The organism is Bifidobacterium minimum, from assembly GCF_000741645.1.
GTDB classification, from domain to species: domain Bacteria; phylum Actinomycetota; class Actinomycetes; order Actinomycetales; family Bifidobacteriaceae; genus Bifidobacterium; species Bifidobacterium minimum.
In genome coordinates, this window is sequence record NZ_JGZD01000007.1 from 63508 (window position 1) to 81606 (window position 18099).

16 protein-coding genes are annotated in these 18099 nt (G+C 64.0%); 7 read left to right on the forward strand and 9 right to left on the reverse strand.

Annotated features, from left to right (window positions below; translation table 11 throughout):
- Position 1: 1 nt before the first annotated feature.
- Positions 2-1420, reverse strand: coding sequence for an LCP family protein (locus BMIN_RS02455; protein WP_051126349.1), 1419 nt, complete (start codon positions 1418-1420; stop codon positions 2-4).
- Between the two features lie 219 nt (positions 1421-1639).
- Between BMIN_RS02455 and BMIN_RS07990 the strand changes: the two genes are divergently transcribed.
- From BMIN_RS07990 to BMIN_RS02470, 3 genes are all read left to right on the forward strand, one after another.
- Positions 1640-2317 carry a hypothetical protein gene (locus BMIN_RS07990; RefSeq protein ID WP_051913486.1) on the forward strand — a complete coding sequence of 226 codons (678 nt, stop codon included), beginning with the start codon at positions 1640-1642 and terminating at the stop codon, positions 2315-2317.
- Positions 2318-2421: 104 nt separating this feature from the next.
- Complete coding sequence (locus BMIN_RS02460) at positions 2422-4794, forward strand: glycosyltransferase family 2 protein (RefSeq protein WP_156097296.1); 2373 nt, start codon at positions 2422-2424, stop codon at positions 4792-4794.
- Positions 4791-6305 (forward strand): DUF5719 family protein, encoded by a 1515-nt coding sequence (locus tag BMIN_RS02470; RefSeq protein WP_152595203.1) that lies wholly within the window; start codon positions 4791-4793, stop codon positions 6303-6305. Before BMIN_RS02460 ends, BMIN_RS02470 begins: the two co-directional genes overlap by 4 nt.
- A 53-nt stretch (positions 6306-6358) precedes the next feature.
- Here BMIN_RS02470 and BMIN_RS02475 read toward each other — a convergent pair whose 3' ends face one another.
- Complete coding sequence (locus BMIN_RS02475) at positions 6359-6808, reverse strand: metallopeptidase family protein (protein ID WP_152595204.1); 450 nt, start codon at positions 6806-6808, stop codon at positions 6359-6361.
- Between the two features lie 57 nt (positions 6809-6865).
- On the opposite strand from BMIN_RS02475, the gene BMIN_RS02480 reads away from it, so the two are divergent.
- Together BMIN_RS02480 and BMIN_RS02485 are read left to right on the forward strand one after the other, a co-directional pair.
- Complete coding sequence (locus tag BMIN_RS02480; protein WP_022861368.1) at positions 6866-7684, forward strand: HAD-IIB family hydrolase; 819 nt, start codon at positions 6866-6868, stop codon at positions 7682-7684.
- Positions 7685-7820: 136 nt separating this feature from the next.
- Positions 7821-8522 (forward strand): ComF family protein, encoded by a 702-nt coding sequence (locus BMIN_RS02485; RefSeq protein WP_152595205.1) that lies wholly within the window; start codon positions 7821-7823, stop codon positions 8520-8522.
- A gap of 140 nt (positions 8523-8662) precedes the next feature.
- Here the strand turns inward: BMIN_RS02485 and BMIN_RS02490 are convergent, their stop codons facing one another.
- The 5 genes from BMIN_RS02490 to glgB form a co-directional block, all read right to left on the reverse strand.
- On the reverse strand, positions 8663-10024 hold the full coding sequence (locus tag BMIN_RS02490) for a Y-family DNA polymerase (protein WP_022861370.1): 1362 nt from the start codon (positions 10022-10024) through the stop codon (positions 8663-8665).
- Entirely contained in the window at positions 10021-10629 is a 609-nt protein-coding gene (locus BMIN_RS02495; RefSeq protein WP_022861371.1) for a LexA family protein, read from the reverse strand. The genes BMIN_RS02490 and BMIN_RS02495 overlap by 4 nt, the downstream gene beginning before the upstream one ends.
- Before the next feature lie 231 nt (positions 10630-10860).
- The gene (locus BMIN_RS02505; RefSeq protein WP_026647513.1) at positions 10861-11928 is read right to left on the reverse strand and encodes a sensor histidine kinase; all 1068 of its coding nucleotides are present in this window, start codon (positions 11926-11928) and stop codon (positions 10861-10863) included.
- 32 nt (positions 11929-11960) lie between these two features.
- Positions 11961-12704: a response regulator transcription factor gene (locus BMIN_RS02510; protein ID WP_022861374.1), complete on the reverse strand. Its 744-nt coding sequence runs from the start codon at positions 12702-12704 to the stop codon at positions 11961-11963.
- 14 nt (positions 12705-12718) lie between these two features.
- Complete coding sequence (gene glgB, locus BMIN_RS02515; RefSeq protein WP_022861375.1) at positions 12719-15001, reverse strand: 1,4-alpha-glucan branching protein GlgB; 2283 nt, start codon at positions 14999-15001, stop codon at positions 12719-12721.
- A 144-nt stretch (positions 15002-15145) separates the two neighbouring features.
- Here glgB and BMIN_RS02520 point away from each other — a divergent pair, with 144 nt between their 5' ends.
- Together BMIN_RS02520 and BMIN_RS02525 are read left to right on the forward strand one after the other, a co-directional pair.
- Positions 15146-15742, forward strand: coding sequence for a CarD family transcriptional regulator (locus BMIN_RS02520; protein WP_022861376.1), 597 nt, complete (start codon positions 15146-15148; stop codon positions 15740-15742).
- Positions 15743-15829: 87 nt separating this feature from the next.
- A complete protein-coding gene (locus BMIN_RS02525) occupies positions 15830-16315 on the forward strand; it encodes a 2-C-methyl-D-erythritol 2,4-cyclodiphosphate synthase (RefSeq protein WP_026647514.1) in 486 nt (161 codons plus the stop codon).
- Here BMIN_RS02525 and BMIN_RS02530 read toward each other — a convergent pair.
- Both BMIN_RS02530 and BMIN_RS02535 read right to left on the reverse strand, forming a co-directional pair.
- On the reverse strand, positions 16284-17129 hold the full coding sequence (locus tag BMIN_RS02530; protein ID WP_022861378.1) for a metal ABC transporter permease: 846 nt from the start codon (positions 17127-17129) through the stop codon (positions 16284-16286). The genes BMIN_RS02525 and BMIN_RS02530 overlap by 32 nt on opposite strands.
- Before the next feature lie 111 nt (positions 17130-17240).
- Positions 17241-18080 (reverse strand): metal ABC transporter ATP-binding protein, encoded by an 840-nt coding sequence (locus BMIN_RS02535; protein WP_022861379.1) that lies wholly within the window; start codon positions 18078-18080, stop codon positions 17241-17243.
- Positions 18081-18099 lie beyond the last annotated feature (19 nt).

The following is an 18099-nucleotide window of genomic DNA, read 5'->3' on the forward strand; positions in this document are numbered from 1 at the left end:
GCTAATCCTGCGCAGGAACGGCACAAATTGTGGCATTGAGATACCTGTCGGCGATGCCGATGTACTGTCCGGTGCTGGCGTCGCGTATCGTTCCCGTTTCCGGGTCGACGATCCCGTTGGTGTTGGGATCGATGAGCTGCCCCTGCGCGTCGGTGATGAGCCCGGTCGTCGGATCCACGGTCTGAGTGGACGTGGCAGACGGCGAAGACGACGACGAGGACGACGACGATGACGACGAGGACGATGACGACGAGGACGATGACGACGAGGACGACGACGGGGATTTGGTGGTCGAGGACTCCTTCTGCTCCGTCAGAGGCTTATGGTTGCGCATCTTGGTCCATACCGCATCCGCGGCGGAGGACCATACGACCCTGTTCGGATCGCTGGGGGCGGCCTCGACGGGGGTGGTCATCATGAAGAGACGCGAGGTGTCGAGGTTCTTGAGGCTCATCGCCAGAGAAGCCAGAACCGTGGTGCTCGCCAGTCCGCTGCTGATGTTCAGCGATCCCAGAGCCGCCTTCGCCAGCTGGTAGAGCTGGCTGGTCTGGGTGAAGAGGTTCTTGGCCATGGCCTGTTTGATGAGCTCCTTGACCAGATACTGCTGTCGGGTCGTGCGCATGATATCCGAGCCGTCGGTTCCCGTGCCGTGACGCATACGGGCGTACTGGGTGGCCTGCGTTCCGTTGAGGTGATGGAGCCCCTTGCTCAGGTTGAGGCTCGTGTAGCTGTCCTTGGTGTCCACGGGAATGCAGATGCTGACCCCACCGATGGCGTCGATCATATCCCGCAGTCCGGCGAAATCGACGACGATGAAGTTCTGTATGCTCATCCCGGTCAGGGAGTTGACCGCCGCCATCGTGCAGCTTGCGGCCGATGACAGATCCCCTCCCTCCTGCCAGGCATTGGCGAAGACGGAATTGAACATCACGCTGTACTGCGCGGGAATCGTGCCTTTGGTGGTCTGGCAGCTGGGAACGTCGACGAGCGAGTCGCGTGGAATGGAGACGAGGTTGATGTAGGAACGGTCGGCGCTGACCTGCATGACCATGGTGGTGTCGGCGTTGTGCAGACCTGGATCGTTGCTTCCGCCTATCGCCTCGTTTCCGCTGCCCTCCCGTGAGTCCTGCCCTATGATGAGGATGTCGATCGGCTGACCCTTGTTGGGGTCGACCAGAGTCGGAGTGGATGAGGACTTCTGCGGGATCACATCGACTTTGCTGTTCTGGACCGAGGCATCGAAATCAACCCAGATCGCCGCGGCGATGGTGGAGGGGAGGACGATGAGCACGGAGACCACCACGGCGATCCATGTACCAAGGCGATGGCTGATCCTATAGGCCTGACTGTGCTTGGGAGCCGTCGCTCTCCAACCGGTGAGCTCCGGATTCTTGGTGACTTGTCGTCGATGGGATGCCACTATGCGGCCTTCCTTCTCGCGCGACCAGCCCGGACGCCCTGTCGTGACGGGCGACGGCTAGTCCTTTCTGCAATGAACCACTAAATGATACGGCACTCTCATGAAAGAACCTGCGCGGATCATCATGGGCAGGCCGTGAACCGCGCAGAAGCGGGGACGGGATCTCGCGGGGCAGGTGGCGTCTGACACGCGCCAAGCGTTGTTGCGTACACTGGAAACGTGCATTCCACAGACGGCATTGACCTTTCCGACGCGATCTCGCGCGTTGCCTCGGGTTTCCTCATGCGTTCGGACCAGCGGATCGATGATTCGGTGGCCGCCGTCATCCCCTGCGGTGCGGATACCCGCTATATGCCGGCGACCCTGGCCGCGGTGCTGTCCCAGAGCGTCCTGCCCGGTGCGCTCATCGTGGTGGACTGCTCCAGACACGGCTACGCGGTGGTGCCGTCGAGAATGGTGCTTGCTGACGTGGAAGGTCACGGTTCCGGGGATGTCGTCGGGGATGCGGCTCCGGGAGACGTCTCCCGCCGTGGAGTGTCGGTGGTCGTCGTGGGGGCGCCGCGCGCACGATCCTTCGCGCAGGCCGTGTCGGAGGCGATGCCCGGACTGGGGCTGGCCGGTGATTCGGGCCGGGTGAGGTTCCTGTGGCTTCTGCATGACGACTCGCGCCCCATGGGACGGCGATGCCTTGAATGTCTTCTCGAGGTCAAGAGCAACACGCCAAGCGCCGACGTCGTCGGAGTCAAGCAGCTGGATTGGGACGGGGACGGATTGCATGACGTGGGACGATACGCCTACGGTCATGGTCTTGTGTCTCTGGTCGTGGACGGGGAACCCGACCAGCAGCAGTATGATGACCGACGCGATGTCTTCGCGGTGTCCCTTGCCGGCGCCTGATTCCGTTGGCGACCATCGAGAAGTATGGAGGCATCGACTCATGGTTCGGGACCTTCGCCGAAGGCGACGACCTTTGCCGGAGGATATGCCGTTCAGGTGGTCGTGTGGTGGTTGTTCCGATGGCGGCAGTGGCCCACAGGCGGGCGCGTTACGAGGGCGTCCGAACGCGTGATGGGAGAGCCGTCGATGAGATGGGTCCCCTCGATCCCCTTCCGGAGAGGCTGCGCGCCGAGCGTCGATACCGGTACACCGACGTGGCGATGCATCGGTGGCCCTTCCTGTGGATCGCCGATGTTCTGATGTCCGTTCTCGGCGCGATGGTGAGCCTGCTGCGCAAGAGTCCCTATGAGGCATGGACGCGTCTGTCGTTGCCATGGCGGGGATGGGGGGATGCTTCCCGGGCGGTACGGGCGAGGCGTCGTGTCTCCGCGCAGAGTACCGTCGCCATGTCGCGGCTGCGCATGCTGCGCGCCACGCGACGTCAGATCAGGCAATGGCGCTCCAGGGACCGTGCGCGCCTGTCCGATGGCGCGACGCTGGCTCTCAATCCCCTTGTCAGGGCCCATCTTCATCGACGTGCCATCATTCGTTCCACATGTGCGGTGGCGATGGCGTTCCTCGCCTTCCTCTCCATCGTCATCGTCAGATGGGATGTTTTCCGGGGTGCGCTCGCCGGCGGTTCCCTGATGTCCTCCCAGCTGCCTCCTACGGCGGCGGATCTGGGGATGGTGATTGACGCCGCCGATAACTGGTGGTATTTGGGGAATGCCGCGGGTACGGCCGTTCCCTCGACGCCATGGATGTGGGTGTGGGCCGGGGCGTCCGTGCTCGCCGGAGGCAATGTGGTGGCGGCCCTGTCGCTTCTGTTCTTCGCGTCAGCGCCGGTGTGCGCGCTGTCGATGTGGGCGTTGGCCGGGGTCTTCACGCGGTCCGACACGCTTCGGGTGGCCGCCGGATTGGCATGGGTGTCGGTGGGCGTGCTTATGGGGCTGTACCAGACCGCCAATCTTCCCATGCTCACGGTGATGATGTTTCTTCCCGTGGCCTTCGCCTTCGTGTTCCGGGCCGTGGGCATGTACCATACCGAGGATCCCCGGATCCCGCGGGCGTCGGTGCAGGCGGCGGCGTGCGCGGCTCTGGCCTTCATGCCCGCCGTCGCTGCCGAACCTCAGCTTGTTCTGGGGCTTCTGCTTGTTCTCGTGTCGTTCATGCCGCTTGTCAGACGGCATCGGATCATGCTTCTGATGATTCCCATCCCTTCCGTGGCCATCGTCGCCCCCAACGTCGTCCATGCGCTGGCGACGGTCACCTCCGGAGGCGTCCGGCAGCTTTTCGGCGATGTGATGGTCTCTGGCGTCGACATCAACGGTTCCCCCGCGGCCATGGGACTGATCGACGTTCTCGACAGGGCCTTTGGCCTGCGTCTTGCGACGTTGATCGCCTCGCGGGAGGATCTCACCATGATGCTCACCGTGGTGTCGGCGGTGATGCTGGCCGTCACGGCGGTGGTGGCGTGCCTGTCGCTTTTCCTCCCCTTCGTTCTCCGGGTGTCCCGCATGATGTGGATGGTGATGGTCGTGGGGCTGCTTCTTTCCCTGGCTTCCTCGCGCATCGCGGTATCCACGTCGTCTCAGGGATCCGTCGCGGGGTCCGTTCTGCCCGGGATCGCCTTGGTGATGCTGGGTCTTCTGTCATGCCTGTGCATGGTCGCAGGCGGTGCGGTCCGCCGATTCTCTCCTCTTCCGTTGTCCGCGCAGAGCGAGAAACGCCCGGATTCCCATGGCGCCGTCCGTGCGTCGATGTCCCGCGTCGCGCGCGTCGCCTTGGCCGTCGTCCTGGCGGGGTCCTGCGCCGCGTGGTTCATGTCCGGTCTGGCGCGCGATATGGGACGGGGCGTGTCCACGACGGTGGATGGTCTTCCGATCATCGCCAGCGATTATCTGGGGAAGGACCCGACCCATCGCATACTTGCGATGAGCGCTCAGAACCTCTCCCGTGTGGATACGTCGCTGATGCGGACGCAAAGGGGTGACCTGGTCGACTCATCCCCGGCCATGGCGGCCGCGGAACTGTCCTCGACGGTCGGCCACGCCTCGAATCTTCTGTCCTCGTCGGCCGCCCGGCTTGTGGCGGGGACCGATGACGACGCCATCCGCGACATCGCCTCATTGGGGATCGGCGGGATCTACGTGGTGGCGGACTCGGACGATACGACGGCTTCGAAGGCCACGGAGCATCTGGTCACGAACATCACTTCATCCGACGGCGTGGAGGTCGTGGTAAGCGACGCCTCCGGGGTCTACTACCGGATCACCACTCCTCTGGGATCGACGGTGAAGGACTCCGTCGGACGGTCCGAGCAATCGCGTGCGGATTCGTGGCGTCGTCTATGGCTGGTCGTCATGGGCGTTGTGACGGGTCTTTACTGTTGCGTCGCGATCCCCCTGTCCTTCCGATTGAGAAAGGAGACGGCATGAGCTCCCGCCCAGGACGCATGATGGCGTGGCGCATCGTCGCGGCCATCCTCACCATTGTTCTTGTCATGGCCTTCGTCGCGGCCGTGTCCCTGTATTCCCCGCTCTCCTCATGGGTGGATCAGGCCCGGGGTGATGCGGGCGTTCCCCAGACGGTCGGAGCCTCGCAGATGGAGATGTACTGTCCCGCCCGCATGACGCTGGCCGATGCGGGCGCCTACGGGGACGAGGAGTTTCGGTCGTCCGAGGGTGACATCGCCTCATCTGCGCGATTCGTCGCCGTTGGCTCCGTCTATCGCGCCGACACGACTGGTCTTGATGGGAAGTCCTCCGTCGAGGACATTCCCTCGGCTACGGGCTCCAAGGAGATGTCCGTTCTGTCCGCGAAGGACGGGGACGCATCGTCGCGTCTTCTTTCGGGGCGGGCGGTGGGGGCCAGCAGGGGGACGGGGGTGTCCGGAACCCGCGTGTCGTGGGCGACCCAAGGCGATCTGCGCGGAATCTCGTCCAGCGCGTGTGTGACGGGAGCGATGACGCAGTCCCTTATGGTGTCCGGCACGAAGATCGGAACGACGCAGCAGCTGATTCTCGCCAACTCCTCATCGACTCCCACGACGGTTACCCTAGCCGTGCGGGGAAGCGAGAAAACGGGCGCGGTGGTTCTGTCCACAGGGGGTACGGTGACGGTTCCAGCGGAGGGTGAGAAGATCGTCGACCTGTCCGCCGCGGCTCCGTCTCATGCCGCGTTGTTCCTCACCCTGTCAAGCAGCGCGACTCCGGTGTCCGCAGTCGTGCGCACGGTCGCGATGAATGGTCTGGAAAGCCGCGGATCGGATTTCTCCACCCCATTGGATGCGGCGGCGAAACGGACGGTGATGGCCGGAATGCTTCCGGGGGATTCGGTGCGTATGCTTCTGTTCTCCCGTTCGGATGCGACGGTGTCGGCGTCCTGGCTCACACGCTCGGGACGGAAAGACGTCAGGAGCGTCGAGCTCACCTCCGGCAGGGTCTCATCCATCGACGTCGGCGATGTCCCCAAGGACGCCTATGCGCTTGAGGTGCGGTCCTCGTCACCGTTGTATGCCAGTTCCGTGGCGTCCCGCGCAGGGGATGACGGGCAGGCCGATTTCGCCTTCATCCCGTCATCGTCGGGACATCATTCGGCTGCCGTGGCTCTGCCCGAGGGCGTATCGGGACGCGTGGTCCTGGCCAACGGATCGAACGCCGCGATCGATGCCACCATCCGGGCGGTGGATTCAGACGGATCGCTGATCGGCACGTCAACGGTGTCTCTGGCGGGTGGGGAATCGCGATCCGTCTCCCTGTCCGACGAGTTCCCCCATGCGGCTGCGGTTATGGTCTCAGCGGCGTCGCCCGTGGTCTGGGGTGTGCGCTTATCGGCGTCCGCGCTGTCGGATGATGGGCTGGCGGCCGTCTCGTATGTGGGGTCGACGGCCTTGGAACCCACCAATATGGTCGTGACGACGTACGACGATCGTTCCATCGTTCGCTGATCGGACGAACGTCCGTGACCGCATGCGGTCACGTGGTCACATGGTCGACGTGGTCACATGCCCCAATCGGGATCGATCTCGTCGGGGCGACGGCCAGTCAGATCGGCCAGGCGGGAGACCAGTTCGTCGCGGATCCCCCATTGGAGCTCCATTCTGGTCCGGCAACGGGTCTGCATGGGTAGGCGATAGAGGACTATGCGTGCGGGGATTCCGCGACCGGCGGCGAACCCATGCGACAGCAGATCGGGCTGATCCTCCCAGGGGGCGGGGGAGGACGGAGGAACGTCCTCGACGGCGAATTGGATGGCGTCGACGAGATCCGGCCATGCCTCGTGCAGGCGCCTGATCTGCGCGGCCACCATATCGTCGAACATGCCGGATCGAGTGCGGTATCGGGGGAGGCGCACCCCGAAGGTCGGCGTTCGGATTCCGCGGCCATGACGGTTGCGGTATACGGGCGATTCCCATGGGGGTGTTCTGCGCATGCCCTCCACAATAGCCATGTTCCCCGCCGCCACGCGATACCATAGGCTCAATATGCGAGGAGAAAAGGCGGCGACATGGCGATTGTGCATGATCCCGACGTGCTGGCATCAGGCCATGGCCCTGAATCCATAGGCGCGGTGGGGTTCGATCTGGATAACACTCTGGCGCGCTCCAAAAGGCCGATGACACCGCTTATGGCGTCGAAGCTGGCCGGGCTGACCCGGATGCGGACGGTTGCCGTCGTGACTGGCGGGAGCTTCTCCCTGGTGCGTAGCCAGATCATCGATGTTCTTCCCGAATCCACCGCCCGGTCGTCGATGATTTTTATGCCCACCAGTGGGACCCGCTGCTATGGCTGGGATGGAGAACGCTGGGACTGCATGTATTCCCATGATCTGAGCGAGGCCGATCGCGCGGCCGCGATCGAGTCGCTCACCAGACATGCGAAGGAGCAGGGAATCTGGGAAGAGCATGTCTGGGGGGAACGCATAGAGGACAGAGGCAGCCAGATCACCTTCTCGGCTCTTGGACAGCTTGCCCCTCCGGAGGCCAAGGAGAGATGGGATCCCGACAACTCGCGCAAGAACAGGCTCGCCGATGCGGTGGCGAGCGATCTTCCCCATCTGGAGGTCCGTTCCGGAGGATCCACAAGCGTCGATGTGTCGGACAGGGGCATTGACAAAGCCTATGCCGTCCGGCGCCTTGCGGATATCTGCGGAATCGGTGTCACCGACATCGTTTTCGTGGGCGATCGCATGGATCCGGGTGGCAACGATTATCCGGTGGCTGAGGCCGGGGTTTTCGCGATCCGCGTGTCCGGCCCGGAGCAGACCCTGCACGTGTGCGATGATCTGCTGGCCATCCTGCATGATGGGTCGCATGACGGATCGTGAATCAGTCGGCCTAATTCCCCTTTGATGGGGCGGCTGATGGAGCACAGGGAGTCCTTCGACCACAATTCGTGTCCGTGATGCCGTATCCGGTCGGCGGCACGACCATGGTTCCGTGGGATGGTTCCGTGATTGGCTGATGGCGATTCGTGACGTTCTTCTTCCGCGTGGCTGCGCGGGATGCGACGAGCCCGACGCCGTTCTATGCGGGGCCTGCTCCCGGCTTTTCTCCATGGATCTCGTTCGCCCCTTGCCGGGGATCATCAGCGGGATCTGCCTGTGCTGCGCCGATTACGACGCTGAGGCGCGCCAGGCGATTCTGGCGTGGAAGGACCATGGCGATGAGGAATGCGTCGGGGAATTCGGACGTGCCATGGGGGACAGGCTCGCGCGATGGGTCGTCGGCGATGGACGTGCCCTGATGGAATCGGGGCATCCGGCGGTGGCGCTGGTTCCGGTTCCGTCGTCGTTGTCGTCGATTCGCCGGAGGGGACGGTGGCATATGGAGGGGCTGGCCCGGGTCGTCGGCAAGAGGCTCCGCGATTCGGGGATCGATGCGATCGTCGTTCCCGCGATCTCCCTTGATCGACGCATGAGGCGTTCCGTGGAGGTCGGTGGGCGTCGGGGCCGCGCTCGACGGATGGACGGCGGCGTCTCCCTCGTCGAGCCGCAGCGGGACGTGCTTCGTCGTTCCGCACGCTCGGGCGCCTGCGTGTGCGTCGTGGATGACATCGTTACGACGGGGGAGACGATGCGGCGATGCTGCCGGACTCTTCGAGAGGCGGGCGTGGACGTCGACGTGGCCATGGCTCTCGCCCGGACGCCTCCGCCCATGCCGTGATGCGTTCTGCCGTGATACTCCCATGCCTCGTGATACTCCCGCCATGCCGTGATGCGTCCTGATATGACGCCGTGACGCGGATCCATGGTCGCGGTGAAACGTGGAGGGGCATGCCGGGACACGCCGGGTTGCGCCGAGGCTCAGCGCGCATGGACGACGGCCATCTCATCCCAATGCGTTGTCGATCGGGGTGACAGCATGCCGCGCCGCATGGACCAGTCGGGATTCCCGTCACGGCCGATGACTTCGTTGCGTTCCGTATGCGACCTCCGGATTCCCGCGTGTCCCACCCCGACGCGGCCGGGACCGAATCGCATGGAGACCGCGTCCAGTGCCTGTCCGAGAAGATGACCTCCAGGGTCCGGCCCGAAACCCTCAAGGGCGGGAGCGTCGTCGCGGTCGACGATTCCGCTGAGCATGACGCCGGCCCGCATGAATGCCGTGTGGTCGGTGAACCGGCTTCTCAACGCCGCTCGTGCCGCGCCGGAGATGGCAAGAGGGCTGTCGCTGGGTTCGGGCAACGACATGGACGCGTGAACCGATGGCGTCGCGGTATCGTCGGGCGATCGTCGGCGGCCCTGGCAGAATATGGTGACCTGCGTGCACAGCCCATTCTGCCGGCGCAGTCTGGCGGAGGCGCGTTGGGAATAGACCGTCAGGGCCTCGCCAAGGTCGTCGAGGCTCGTGAGAGGACGTGAGAACATCTGCGAGCAGAGTATCTGCCCGCTTCGATGCCCTCCGACCGCATCGGGATCGGGAGGTACGCAGGGGATTCCCCGAAGCTCCAGAACGGTGCGTTGCACGAAGGTTCCGTATCGTCGCGCGATCATCGTCGGATCGGCGTTTCGAAGGTCCAGAGCCGTTTGGATTCCCTGACTCTCCAATCGCGGCGCGAGTCGTCGTCCCACTCCCCAGATGTCCGCCACGGGAGTGGCGTCGAGGATCTCGTCCGTGGCGCGTCGTGGTCCGGCGCCGTCGCTCTCGGTGCGGCCAATCATCATGACGCCGCCGGTATCGGGGTGTTTTTTGACGTGGTGGCTGACTATCTTGGCCAGCGTCTTCGTGGGGGCCACGCCCATGCTCAATGGCAGACCCAGCCCCTGCATGACCTCGTGTCTCATCAGCCGGGCCGTCTGCATCGTCCGGTTGTCGTCCCACGGCGAGTGCAGGAAGCATTCGTCAATGGAATAGACCTCCTGCTCCGGCATGCGGTGGGAGAGCAGACCCATCATCCGAGCCGAGAGGCTGGCGTAGAGCTCGTAGTTCGAGCTGCGCGCCAGGAGTCCCCACGATGAGGCTTTGTCCCGTATCCGGAACCATGGTGTTCCGTTCGCGATGCCGAGGTCCTTGGCCGCGGGTGAGCGCGAGACGACGCATCCGTCGTTGTTCGACAGCACGACCAGGGGACGGCCACGCAGGGATGGGGCGAACACCGTCTCGCAGGACGCATAGAAGTTGTCCACGTCGGCCAGAACGATGAGCTCGCCCCCGTCATGGGTCATGAGTCGACTCCGGGATCCTGCCCGTCTCGTGATGACTGGCCGCCGCCGCATGCCGGTGGATGACGGCCTCCGCCGTCTATGGGCAGGGCGCGCGGCGCCGGTCTCAGGGGATGGTAGCAGCCGGTGGCCACTCCCCAGACGAGGAGGCTTTGGGGCTCCTCGACGATGATGTCGGGATACCGGCGGTTCTCGGGATGGAGAAGGATCCGATGTCCCCTGCGGACGAGGCGTTTGACCGTGAGATCGCCGTCGATCGCCGCAATGACCACATCACCGTCCTGCGGGTCGATCCCTCTGTCGACGATGAGGAGATCCCCGTCCCAGATGCCGGCCCCCTGCATGGAGTCTCCCGCCACGCTCACGATGAAGGTGGTCTCCGGATGGGGGATGACGTGGTCGTCAAGGCTGAAGTCGCCCACCATGTAATCCTGGGCGACGGAAGGGAACCCCGCATGGACGGATTCCAACGCGATGGGCGGACGGGGGCCGTCCTCGCGTGCGGGGGATGGTCTGTAGGATGCGGTGATGCGGCAGGGGAAGTCCTCCTGGCATGCGGATGGCTGCGTGGTCATGGTTGCGGCGGGGTCTGCGATGATCCGGCTCATAGTCGCCTCCTTCGATTCGAACATATGTTCGATTATAGGAGGGGTGTGGATGTTCGTCCCGCGGTTCGGACACCACTGTGGATGGGAGCCGTCCCTCGACCGTCCCTCGACCCGTCCCCGTCACGGATCCGTGCGGGACTCCCGCGTACGTTTCCGGGGCCATCGCGCGTCGTGGCTCGCGCGTCGCGCGAAGCTCACGGATGGCGGATGGCATGGATCCGGAAGCGGGTTTCAGGCGCGGGCGTCGACATGGTACTGAGGCAGGACGATCTCGAAGTCGGCGCCACGCGGATCGTCCACCACCCGGACCGATCCTCCATGAAGCTGGGCGGCCCAGCGTGCGATCGACAATCCCAATCCGGTCCCGCCCGACTCCGTTCCCGGAGCTCCGCGGCCCTTGACGAAGCGGCGGAAGATGTCGGATCTGGCGTCGAGGGGGATCTGCGATCCATAGTTGACGACGTTGGTGACGATGGTACCCGCGGAGGAGTCCTCCCTGACGCTGATGAGGACGGTGGACTCGTCCGGTGAATGCTTCAGCGCGTTGGAGATGATGTTCGTGAACAGCTGCCGAAGCCGGTCCTGATCGCCTTCCATGGCGATGTCGTCGGGAATCTCGCGCTTGATGACGTGCGCATGACCCGAGTCGGCAATCTCCAGAGGCTCAAGCGTGTCATCGATGAAATCGGCGACGTTGAAACGTTCGATCTCCAGACTCGCCGCCCCGGCCTCCATGCGGGACAGATCGAGGAGGAAGGCGATGAGGTCGGAGAGCCTGTGCGTCTGGTTGAGTATGCTCTCGAGATTCGCGGGTGTGGGATCGACGACGCCGTCCGCCAGGTTCTCAATCATGGCCTGCAGCGCCGACACGGGCGTGCGGAGCTCGTGACTGACGTTGGCCACCATGTCGGCGCGCATCTGATCCGCGTGCTGCAGTTCCTCGGCCATGTCGTTGAACGATCGTGCCAGCTGCCCCACCTCGTCATTGCTGGATGTTCCGGTCCGCACGCGGACGCTGTAGTCGCCGTCGGCCATCGCCTCCGCCGCATCCCTCATCTGTCGGAGGGGAACGGTCAGACCGCGTGAGAAGACGTAGGCGATCCCCAGGGACACGGCGAGCGTCAGCGGCATGGCTATCCACCCGCTCCAACCCACCTTGAGAAGGAACCATGCCATGATGAACGCGATCGTCGTCGAGATCACGATAATCGCTCCCAGCTCCATCTTCAGCGAGGAGATGAACCCGATGGGACGGTCCGAATCGATATGCCGGGTAGTCGAGCGCGATATCCCACGCATGGCGGATTTGCCCTGCTGGCGGATCGTGGGCATCAGTCGGTCCTCGCCGGCGCGTCTCCATCCTCAGGAGGTTCGAAGGCGTATCCCACGCCATGCGCCGTACGGATGGAATCGGAACCCAGCTTGTGGCGCAGGGCCTTGACATGGGAGTCGACGGTTCTCGTTCCGGACGCGTCCGGCCAGTCCCATACCTCCTCGAGAAGCTTCTCGCGTTTGAGAACGGCCCGCGGATGCCGGGCGAGCGTCGCCAGAAGGTCGAACTCCGTGGGCGTCAGATGGATTTCCTCGCCGTTGCGCGTGACGATGCGCTGACGGGGATCGATGACCAGCGAACCGAAATCGAGCACCTTCTCGTTCTCCATGTTCTTTGCGATCGTCGCGGCGCGCTCGACGCGTCGGAACAGGGCCTCGCACCGCGCTATGAGCTCGCGAGGGGAGAAGGGCTTCGTCATGTAGTCGTCCGCGCCGGCACCAAGGCCAAGAACCTTGTCGGCCTCCGCGTCGCGAGCGGTGAGCATGAGCACGGGGACGGGACGCTCCGCCACGATTCGCTTCGTCGCCTCGATGCCATCCATAACCGGAAGCATGATGTCCATGATGACCAGATCGGGTTTGAGCTGCGATGCGGCACGCACCGCGCTCGCTCCATCGGATGCCACTCGCGCGGTCCATCCTTTGGCGCTGATGCGCTGCGCGATGGCCGTCGCCAGATCGGGCTCATCCTCGACCACAAGAATGGTTCGTGGGACATTGCCTTGTGCCGAAGCGTTGAGCATACGGAATCCGCCTTTCAGTTCGTCGGCTTCAAGAATACCGCTCCCAAGGCGGGGATGGTGAGATGCGCCGACCAGCCACGGGAATGGAACTCCCCCTCCCGTGCGGAGAAGGTTCCGTTATGGATTCCCGATCCGCCGTATTTCTCGTCATCCGTGGTGAGAACCTCCGTCCACGTTCCCGGAGCGGTGAGGGGAACCTGGTAGTTCTGCCAGGCATCGCCGGAGAAGTTGACGACGACGACCATCTGGCTTCCGTCGGAGCCCATACGGACGAAGCTCAAGGTGTTGTGCTGAGAATCGTCGCTGGTGAGCCATTGGAATCCGGCGGGATCGAAGTCCTGCGTCCATAGGGCGGGCGTCGACCGGTAGAGTGCGTTCAGGTCGGCGACGAGGGCTTTCACCTGGTCATGGCGCGGATCCCGCAGGGAGTCCCAGTCGAGGGAACCATCGTGGCTCCATTCCCCGGACTGCGCGATCTCGTTGCCCATGAAGGTGAGCTTCTTGCCGGGATGCGCCCATTGATAGGCGAAGAGCGCGCGCACGCCGGCGAAGCGCTGCCAGTCGTTCCCGGGCATCTTGCCCAGCAGCGATCCCTTGCCGTAGACGACCTCGTCATGGCTGATGGGGAGCACGTAATGCTCGGAATAGGCGTAGACCAGCGAGAAGGTGATCTCGTTATGGTGCCAGCTGCGGTTGATGGGATCCTCGTGGAGGTACTGCAGCGTGTCGTGCATCCATCCCATGTTCCATTTGAGGCCGAACCCCAGCCCTCCCATGGACGTGGGCGCCGTGACCCCCGGATACGCGGTGGACTCCTCGGCGATCATCATGATGCCGGGGTTGTTCTTGTACGCGGTGGCGTTGGCCTCCTTGATGAAGTCGATGGCCTCGAGGTTGTCGCGGCCGCCCTGGACGTTGGGATGCCACTGACCGGGTTTGCGGCTGTAGTCCAGATACAGCATCGAGGAGACGGCGTCCACCCTCAACGCGTCGACGTGGTACTCGTCCAGCCAGAAGCAGGCGTTGGCGACGAGGAAGTTGCGCACCTCGCGGCGTCCGAAGTTGAAGATGTAGGTTCCCCAATCGGGGTGCTCGCCACGGAGAGGATCCGGATCCTCGTACAACGGCGTTCCATCGAAGCGTCCCAGCGCGAACTCGTCCTTCGGGAAGTGCGCCGGCACCCAGTCCATGATCACGCCGATCCCCGCCTGATGGAAGGCGTCGACGAGGTATTTGAAATCGTCCGGTCCGCCGAGCCGGGAGTCGACCGCATAGTAGCCGGTCACCTGGTATCCCCAGGATCCGGCGAAGGGATGCTCCGCCAGGGGCATGAACTCGACATGGGTGAAGCCCTCGTCCTTGACGTACGGGACCAGCTGGTCCGCCAGATCGCGGTATGTGCCGATTCCCGGGCGCCAGCTTCCGGCATGCACCTCGTAGATGCTGATGGCGGACTCGTGGGGATCGGATCGCGCGCGGTCGGAAAGCCAGGGGCCATCGTGCCATTCATGTCGGGAGTCGACGATGATGGAGGCCGTTTTGGGGGGGACCTCATGCGACCGCTCCATCGGGTCGGCCTTCATGATCCACGAGCCATTCGCGTCGAGGATCTGATACTTGTAGGCCTGTCCGGCATGCGCGCCGGGAACGAACAGCTCCCAGACGCCCGAGACCCCCAGGGAGCGCATCGCGTGGCGTCGGCCATCCCAGGAGTTCATGTCGCCCACGAGCCGCACGGCATGGGCATTGGGAGCCCATACGCTGAAGGCCGTTCCCTGAATCTGGCGTCCGGATTCGCCGTCGATCGATCCCAGCGGATCGTCGAAACTCATCACGCGGGCTCCCAGAGCCTCCCAGAGCCTTTCATGGCGTCCTTCGCCGAAAAGGTACAGATCCATGTCCCCCAGCGTGGGGAGGTACCGGTAGGGGTCGTCGTCGATGACCGTCTCGCCGGACGGATACGTGGCCTCCACGCGGTAGTCGGGGACGCTCCAGCCGTGCGGGGTGCGGGTGGAGGGAACGAGGGCGACGAATACGCCGTTGCGCTCATGGCGCGCCGCGTAGCGTCCGCCAAGCGTGATGATGCGCACCTCGCCGGCCAATGGCCTGAGCACTCGTATCGTGGTGACGTCGGCGTTCTCGCCTTCGGCGAGATGTCCCCCCAGAACCGCGTGCGGGTTGTGGTAGGAGCCATTGCTCACCAGATCGAGGACATCGTCGTCCACGGGTATCATCGCCGAGTCGTTCAGTGCGGGCGCAGCGACGGGATCGTCATTGATTGTCGTTTTTCCAGCCATGTCACCAGCATAGGCCCGTCATGTCGCCTAATGGGGCCGTGTCCCGATAAATGGCGGCCGTGTCGCCCGTTTTTCCCATGACCGATGGGCGGTCCCCGCCTGATGGCATAATGAACCGGGTTCATTATCTGTGACGGAGGATTCATGGGGTATAAGGTCGGAGACATGGTTGTCTATCCGCGGCATGGCGCCGCGAAGGTCGAGGCCATCACGGAGCGGACCGTCAAGGGCGTGACCCGCGAGTATCTGGAGTTGTCCGTTCTTTCATCGGATGGATTGGTGATCAACGTTCCGGTCGACAATGCCGCCAAGGTGGGGGTGCGCGACATCGTCGGGGCGACCGAGGTCGCCAAGGTCTTCGACATTCTACGCACTCCGGTCATCGAGAAGGAGATGAACTGGTCGCGGCGATACAAGCTGAACGTGGAGAAGATCGCGACGGGGGACGTGAACAAAATCGCCGAGGTCGTTCGTGACCTGTCCCAGCGTGATGTTGACGAGCATGGTCTTTCGGCCGGCGAGAAGCGCATGCTGACGCGCGCGAGGAGCATTCTTTCGTCGGAGATCGCCCTGTCGGAGAACATCGACGAGGAGGAGACCCAGCGTCTTCTTGACGTCAATCTGGGATACGCCGATCCGTTGCCCGGGGATGACGACCATCACACCAAGGCCCCTGATGAGCCGGCGTCCCAGACGCTGGCCCGGCTTGACAAGCAGTCCCCGAAATCCAAGAAGAAGTGAGTGGACGTCGTGGATGATCACGCCACCCCCGATGACTTGGCATCCAGGGGTTCGACGCCGTTCGCTTTCGGCGGGTCGCGCACGGGAATGGGGTTCGACGCCCATCGTTTCTCGGCCGTCGATTCCGGCCGGCCGCTGTGTGTGGCCTGTCTGGAATGGCCTGGCGTCGGCCTTGAGGGTGACTCGGACGGCGATGTGGCGGCCCATGCGTTGATTGACGCTGTCCTCTCGGCGGCGATGCTGGGCGACATCGGCGGCTTCGCCGGTCTGGGTCCTGATTCGCCCGGCGCCGGAGCGTCGGGTCGCGAGCTGCTGATGCGATGCGCCGATGAGGTGGGATCGCACGGGTTGATGATAGAGTCCGCATCCGTGGTCGTCATCGGCAACCGGCCCCGGATCGGCGAGAGGCGGATTCTGGCCGAGAAGGTCATGTCGCGATGTCTGGGCTGTGCGGTGTCCCTCACCGCCACTACGACGGATGCGATGGGATTCACCGGCAGGGGAGAGGGCGTTGCGGCCATGGCCACCGCCGTGGTGAAAGCTATCGCTTCGACGGACGACGCACGCGGATAGCGTGGATGGCGTGGGCCGCGCCCCAGATGATCGTGGACAGGGTCACGATGACGAAGCTCGGCGGCATGGGGACCATGGTGGAGAGCGCGAGCCCCCCCCATATCGATATCAGGCATAGAAGTCCGGACACCAGCATCGCGGCGACCGGCGATGAGGTGACCATCATGGACGTCGCGGCCGGTGTGACGACGAGCGCGAAAACGAGCAGCGTTCCCACTGCGGGAACGGATATGGTGATCACGCCGGCCATAATCGCCATGAAGGCGATGTTCATGGCCGTGATGGGCACTCCTCTCGTGGCGGCGACCTCGTCGTCGAGCGAGCTGAACAGCAACGGATGGAAGATGACGGAGACTACGGCGAGCAGAAGAAGATCGAAAACCGCGAATCCGATGATCTGATTCGTCGTTATCGTCAGAATGGATCCGAAGAGGATCGCCTGCATCTGCTGGGATGCGGCCGTTGACATCCGCGCGAAGAACAGGCCCAGTCCCGTGGCGAAGGCCAGAACGGTTCCAGTGGCTATCTCACGCTGCGACGCGCGCTTCCCCAGCGCGCCTATCGCCAGTGCCCCCGCCAGAGCGAAAACACCCATCCCGGCCCAGACCGGGGCGCCGATGAGCACGGCTCCGGTGGCTCCCGGCAGGCCGATGTGGGCAAGCGCATGGGCCGCGAACGTGGAGTGTCTCGCGATGGTGAAGTACCCCATGACGCCGGCGGCGATGGAGATGCATATCCCCGCGAGGAAGGCGTTCGTCATGAATGGGGAGGACAGTGTCTCCATCCAGTTGGGGTCAAAGGTGAGTCCTGTCATGGAATCCTTCCCGTCTTGTCCGCGTCCTTGGTCGGGCCGTGGGCGTCGTCATGGGCTCCGCTTCCCCGTGGGGGAGACGGGAGTCCGGTTGTGGTGAAGCGTGTGGTGGTGCTATCGGATGTGGGCCGGTTCGGCGCCGGTCGATCTGGCGGCCGACCCGGCGCCGGCTGTGATGAACATGTCCCCCTGGGGGGTGGTCACCACTCCGATCGAGGTCCCGTACAGATGGGTCAGCAGCGCAGGGTCGAGGACGGCGCCCATCGTCGCGTAGTGCGGATGGCCGTCAAGCAGGTACACGGCTCCCGTCAGAATGGGCAGCAGCATGTTCAGGTCATGGGATACCAGATGGACGGTCATGCCCAACTCGCGATTCAGTCTGGCCAGCACGTCCACGACCTCGTGTTGACTGGCTGGATCAAGGTTCGCCAGCGGTTCATCAAGCATAAGAAGAGCCGGGTCGGACCCCAAGGCCTGGGCGATCGCGACTCTTTGCCTCTGCCCTCCGGACAGTTCGCTGAGGCGCTTGCCGGCCTGATCGTCGATCCCCACGAATTCCAGAGCCTGCCGTGCGCGGTCCCGCTGGCGCCGCGTGGCCCGATGCCAGCCGAATTGCTCTCCCATCATGCCCAGAAGGACGGATTGCAGCGCCGTCAACGGGGACTCGGTGTTGGAGGCGTAGTTCTGGGGGACATAGCCGATCCTATGGTTCATGGTTCCGGGCGCGGCTCCCAGGACGCGGGCGCTTCCCGAACTCAGGGGCAGCAGTCCCAGCTCCGCCTTGAGCATGGTCGTCTTCCCGGTTCCGTTCGTTCCCACTATCGCGGTGACGGAACCCGAGGGTATGTGGAAGTTCCCGTGGCTCCATATGACGGTTCCGGAGAGCGTCACCGAAGCGTCATGGAATTCGATGGCATTGGCGGTTTCGGTGGCGGCGGATGCGTTGGTGGTCATGCGGCCAGTATGCCAGACG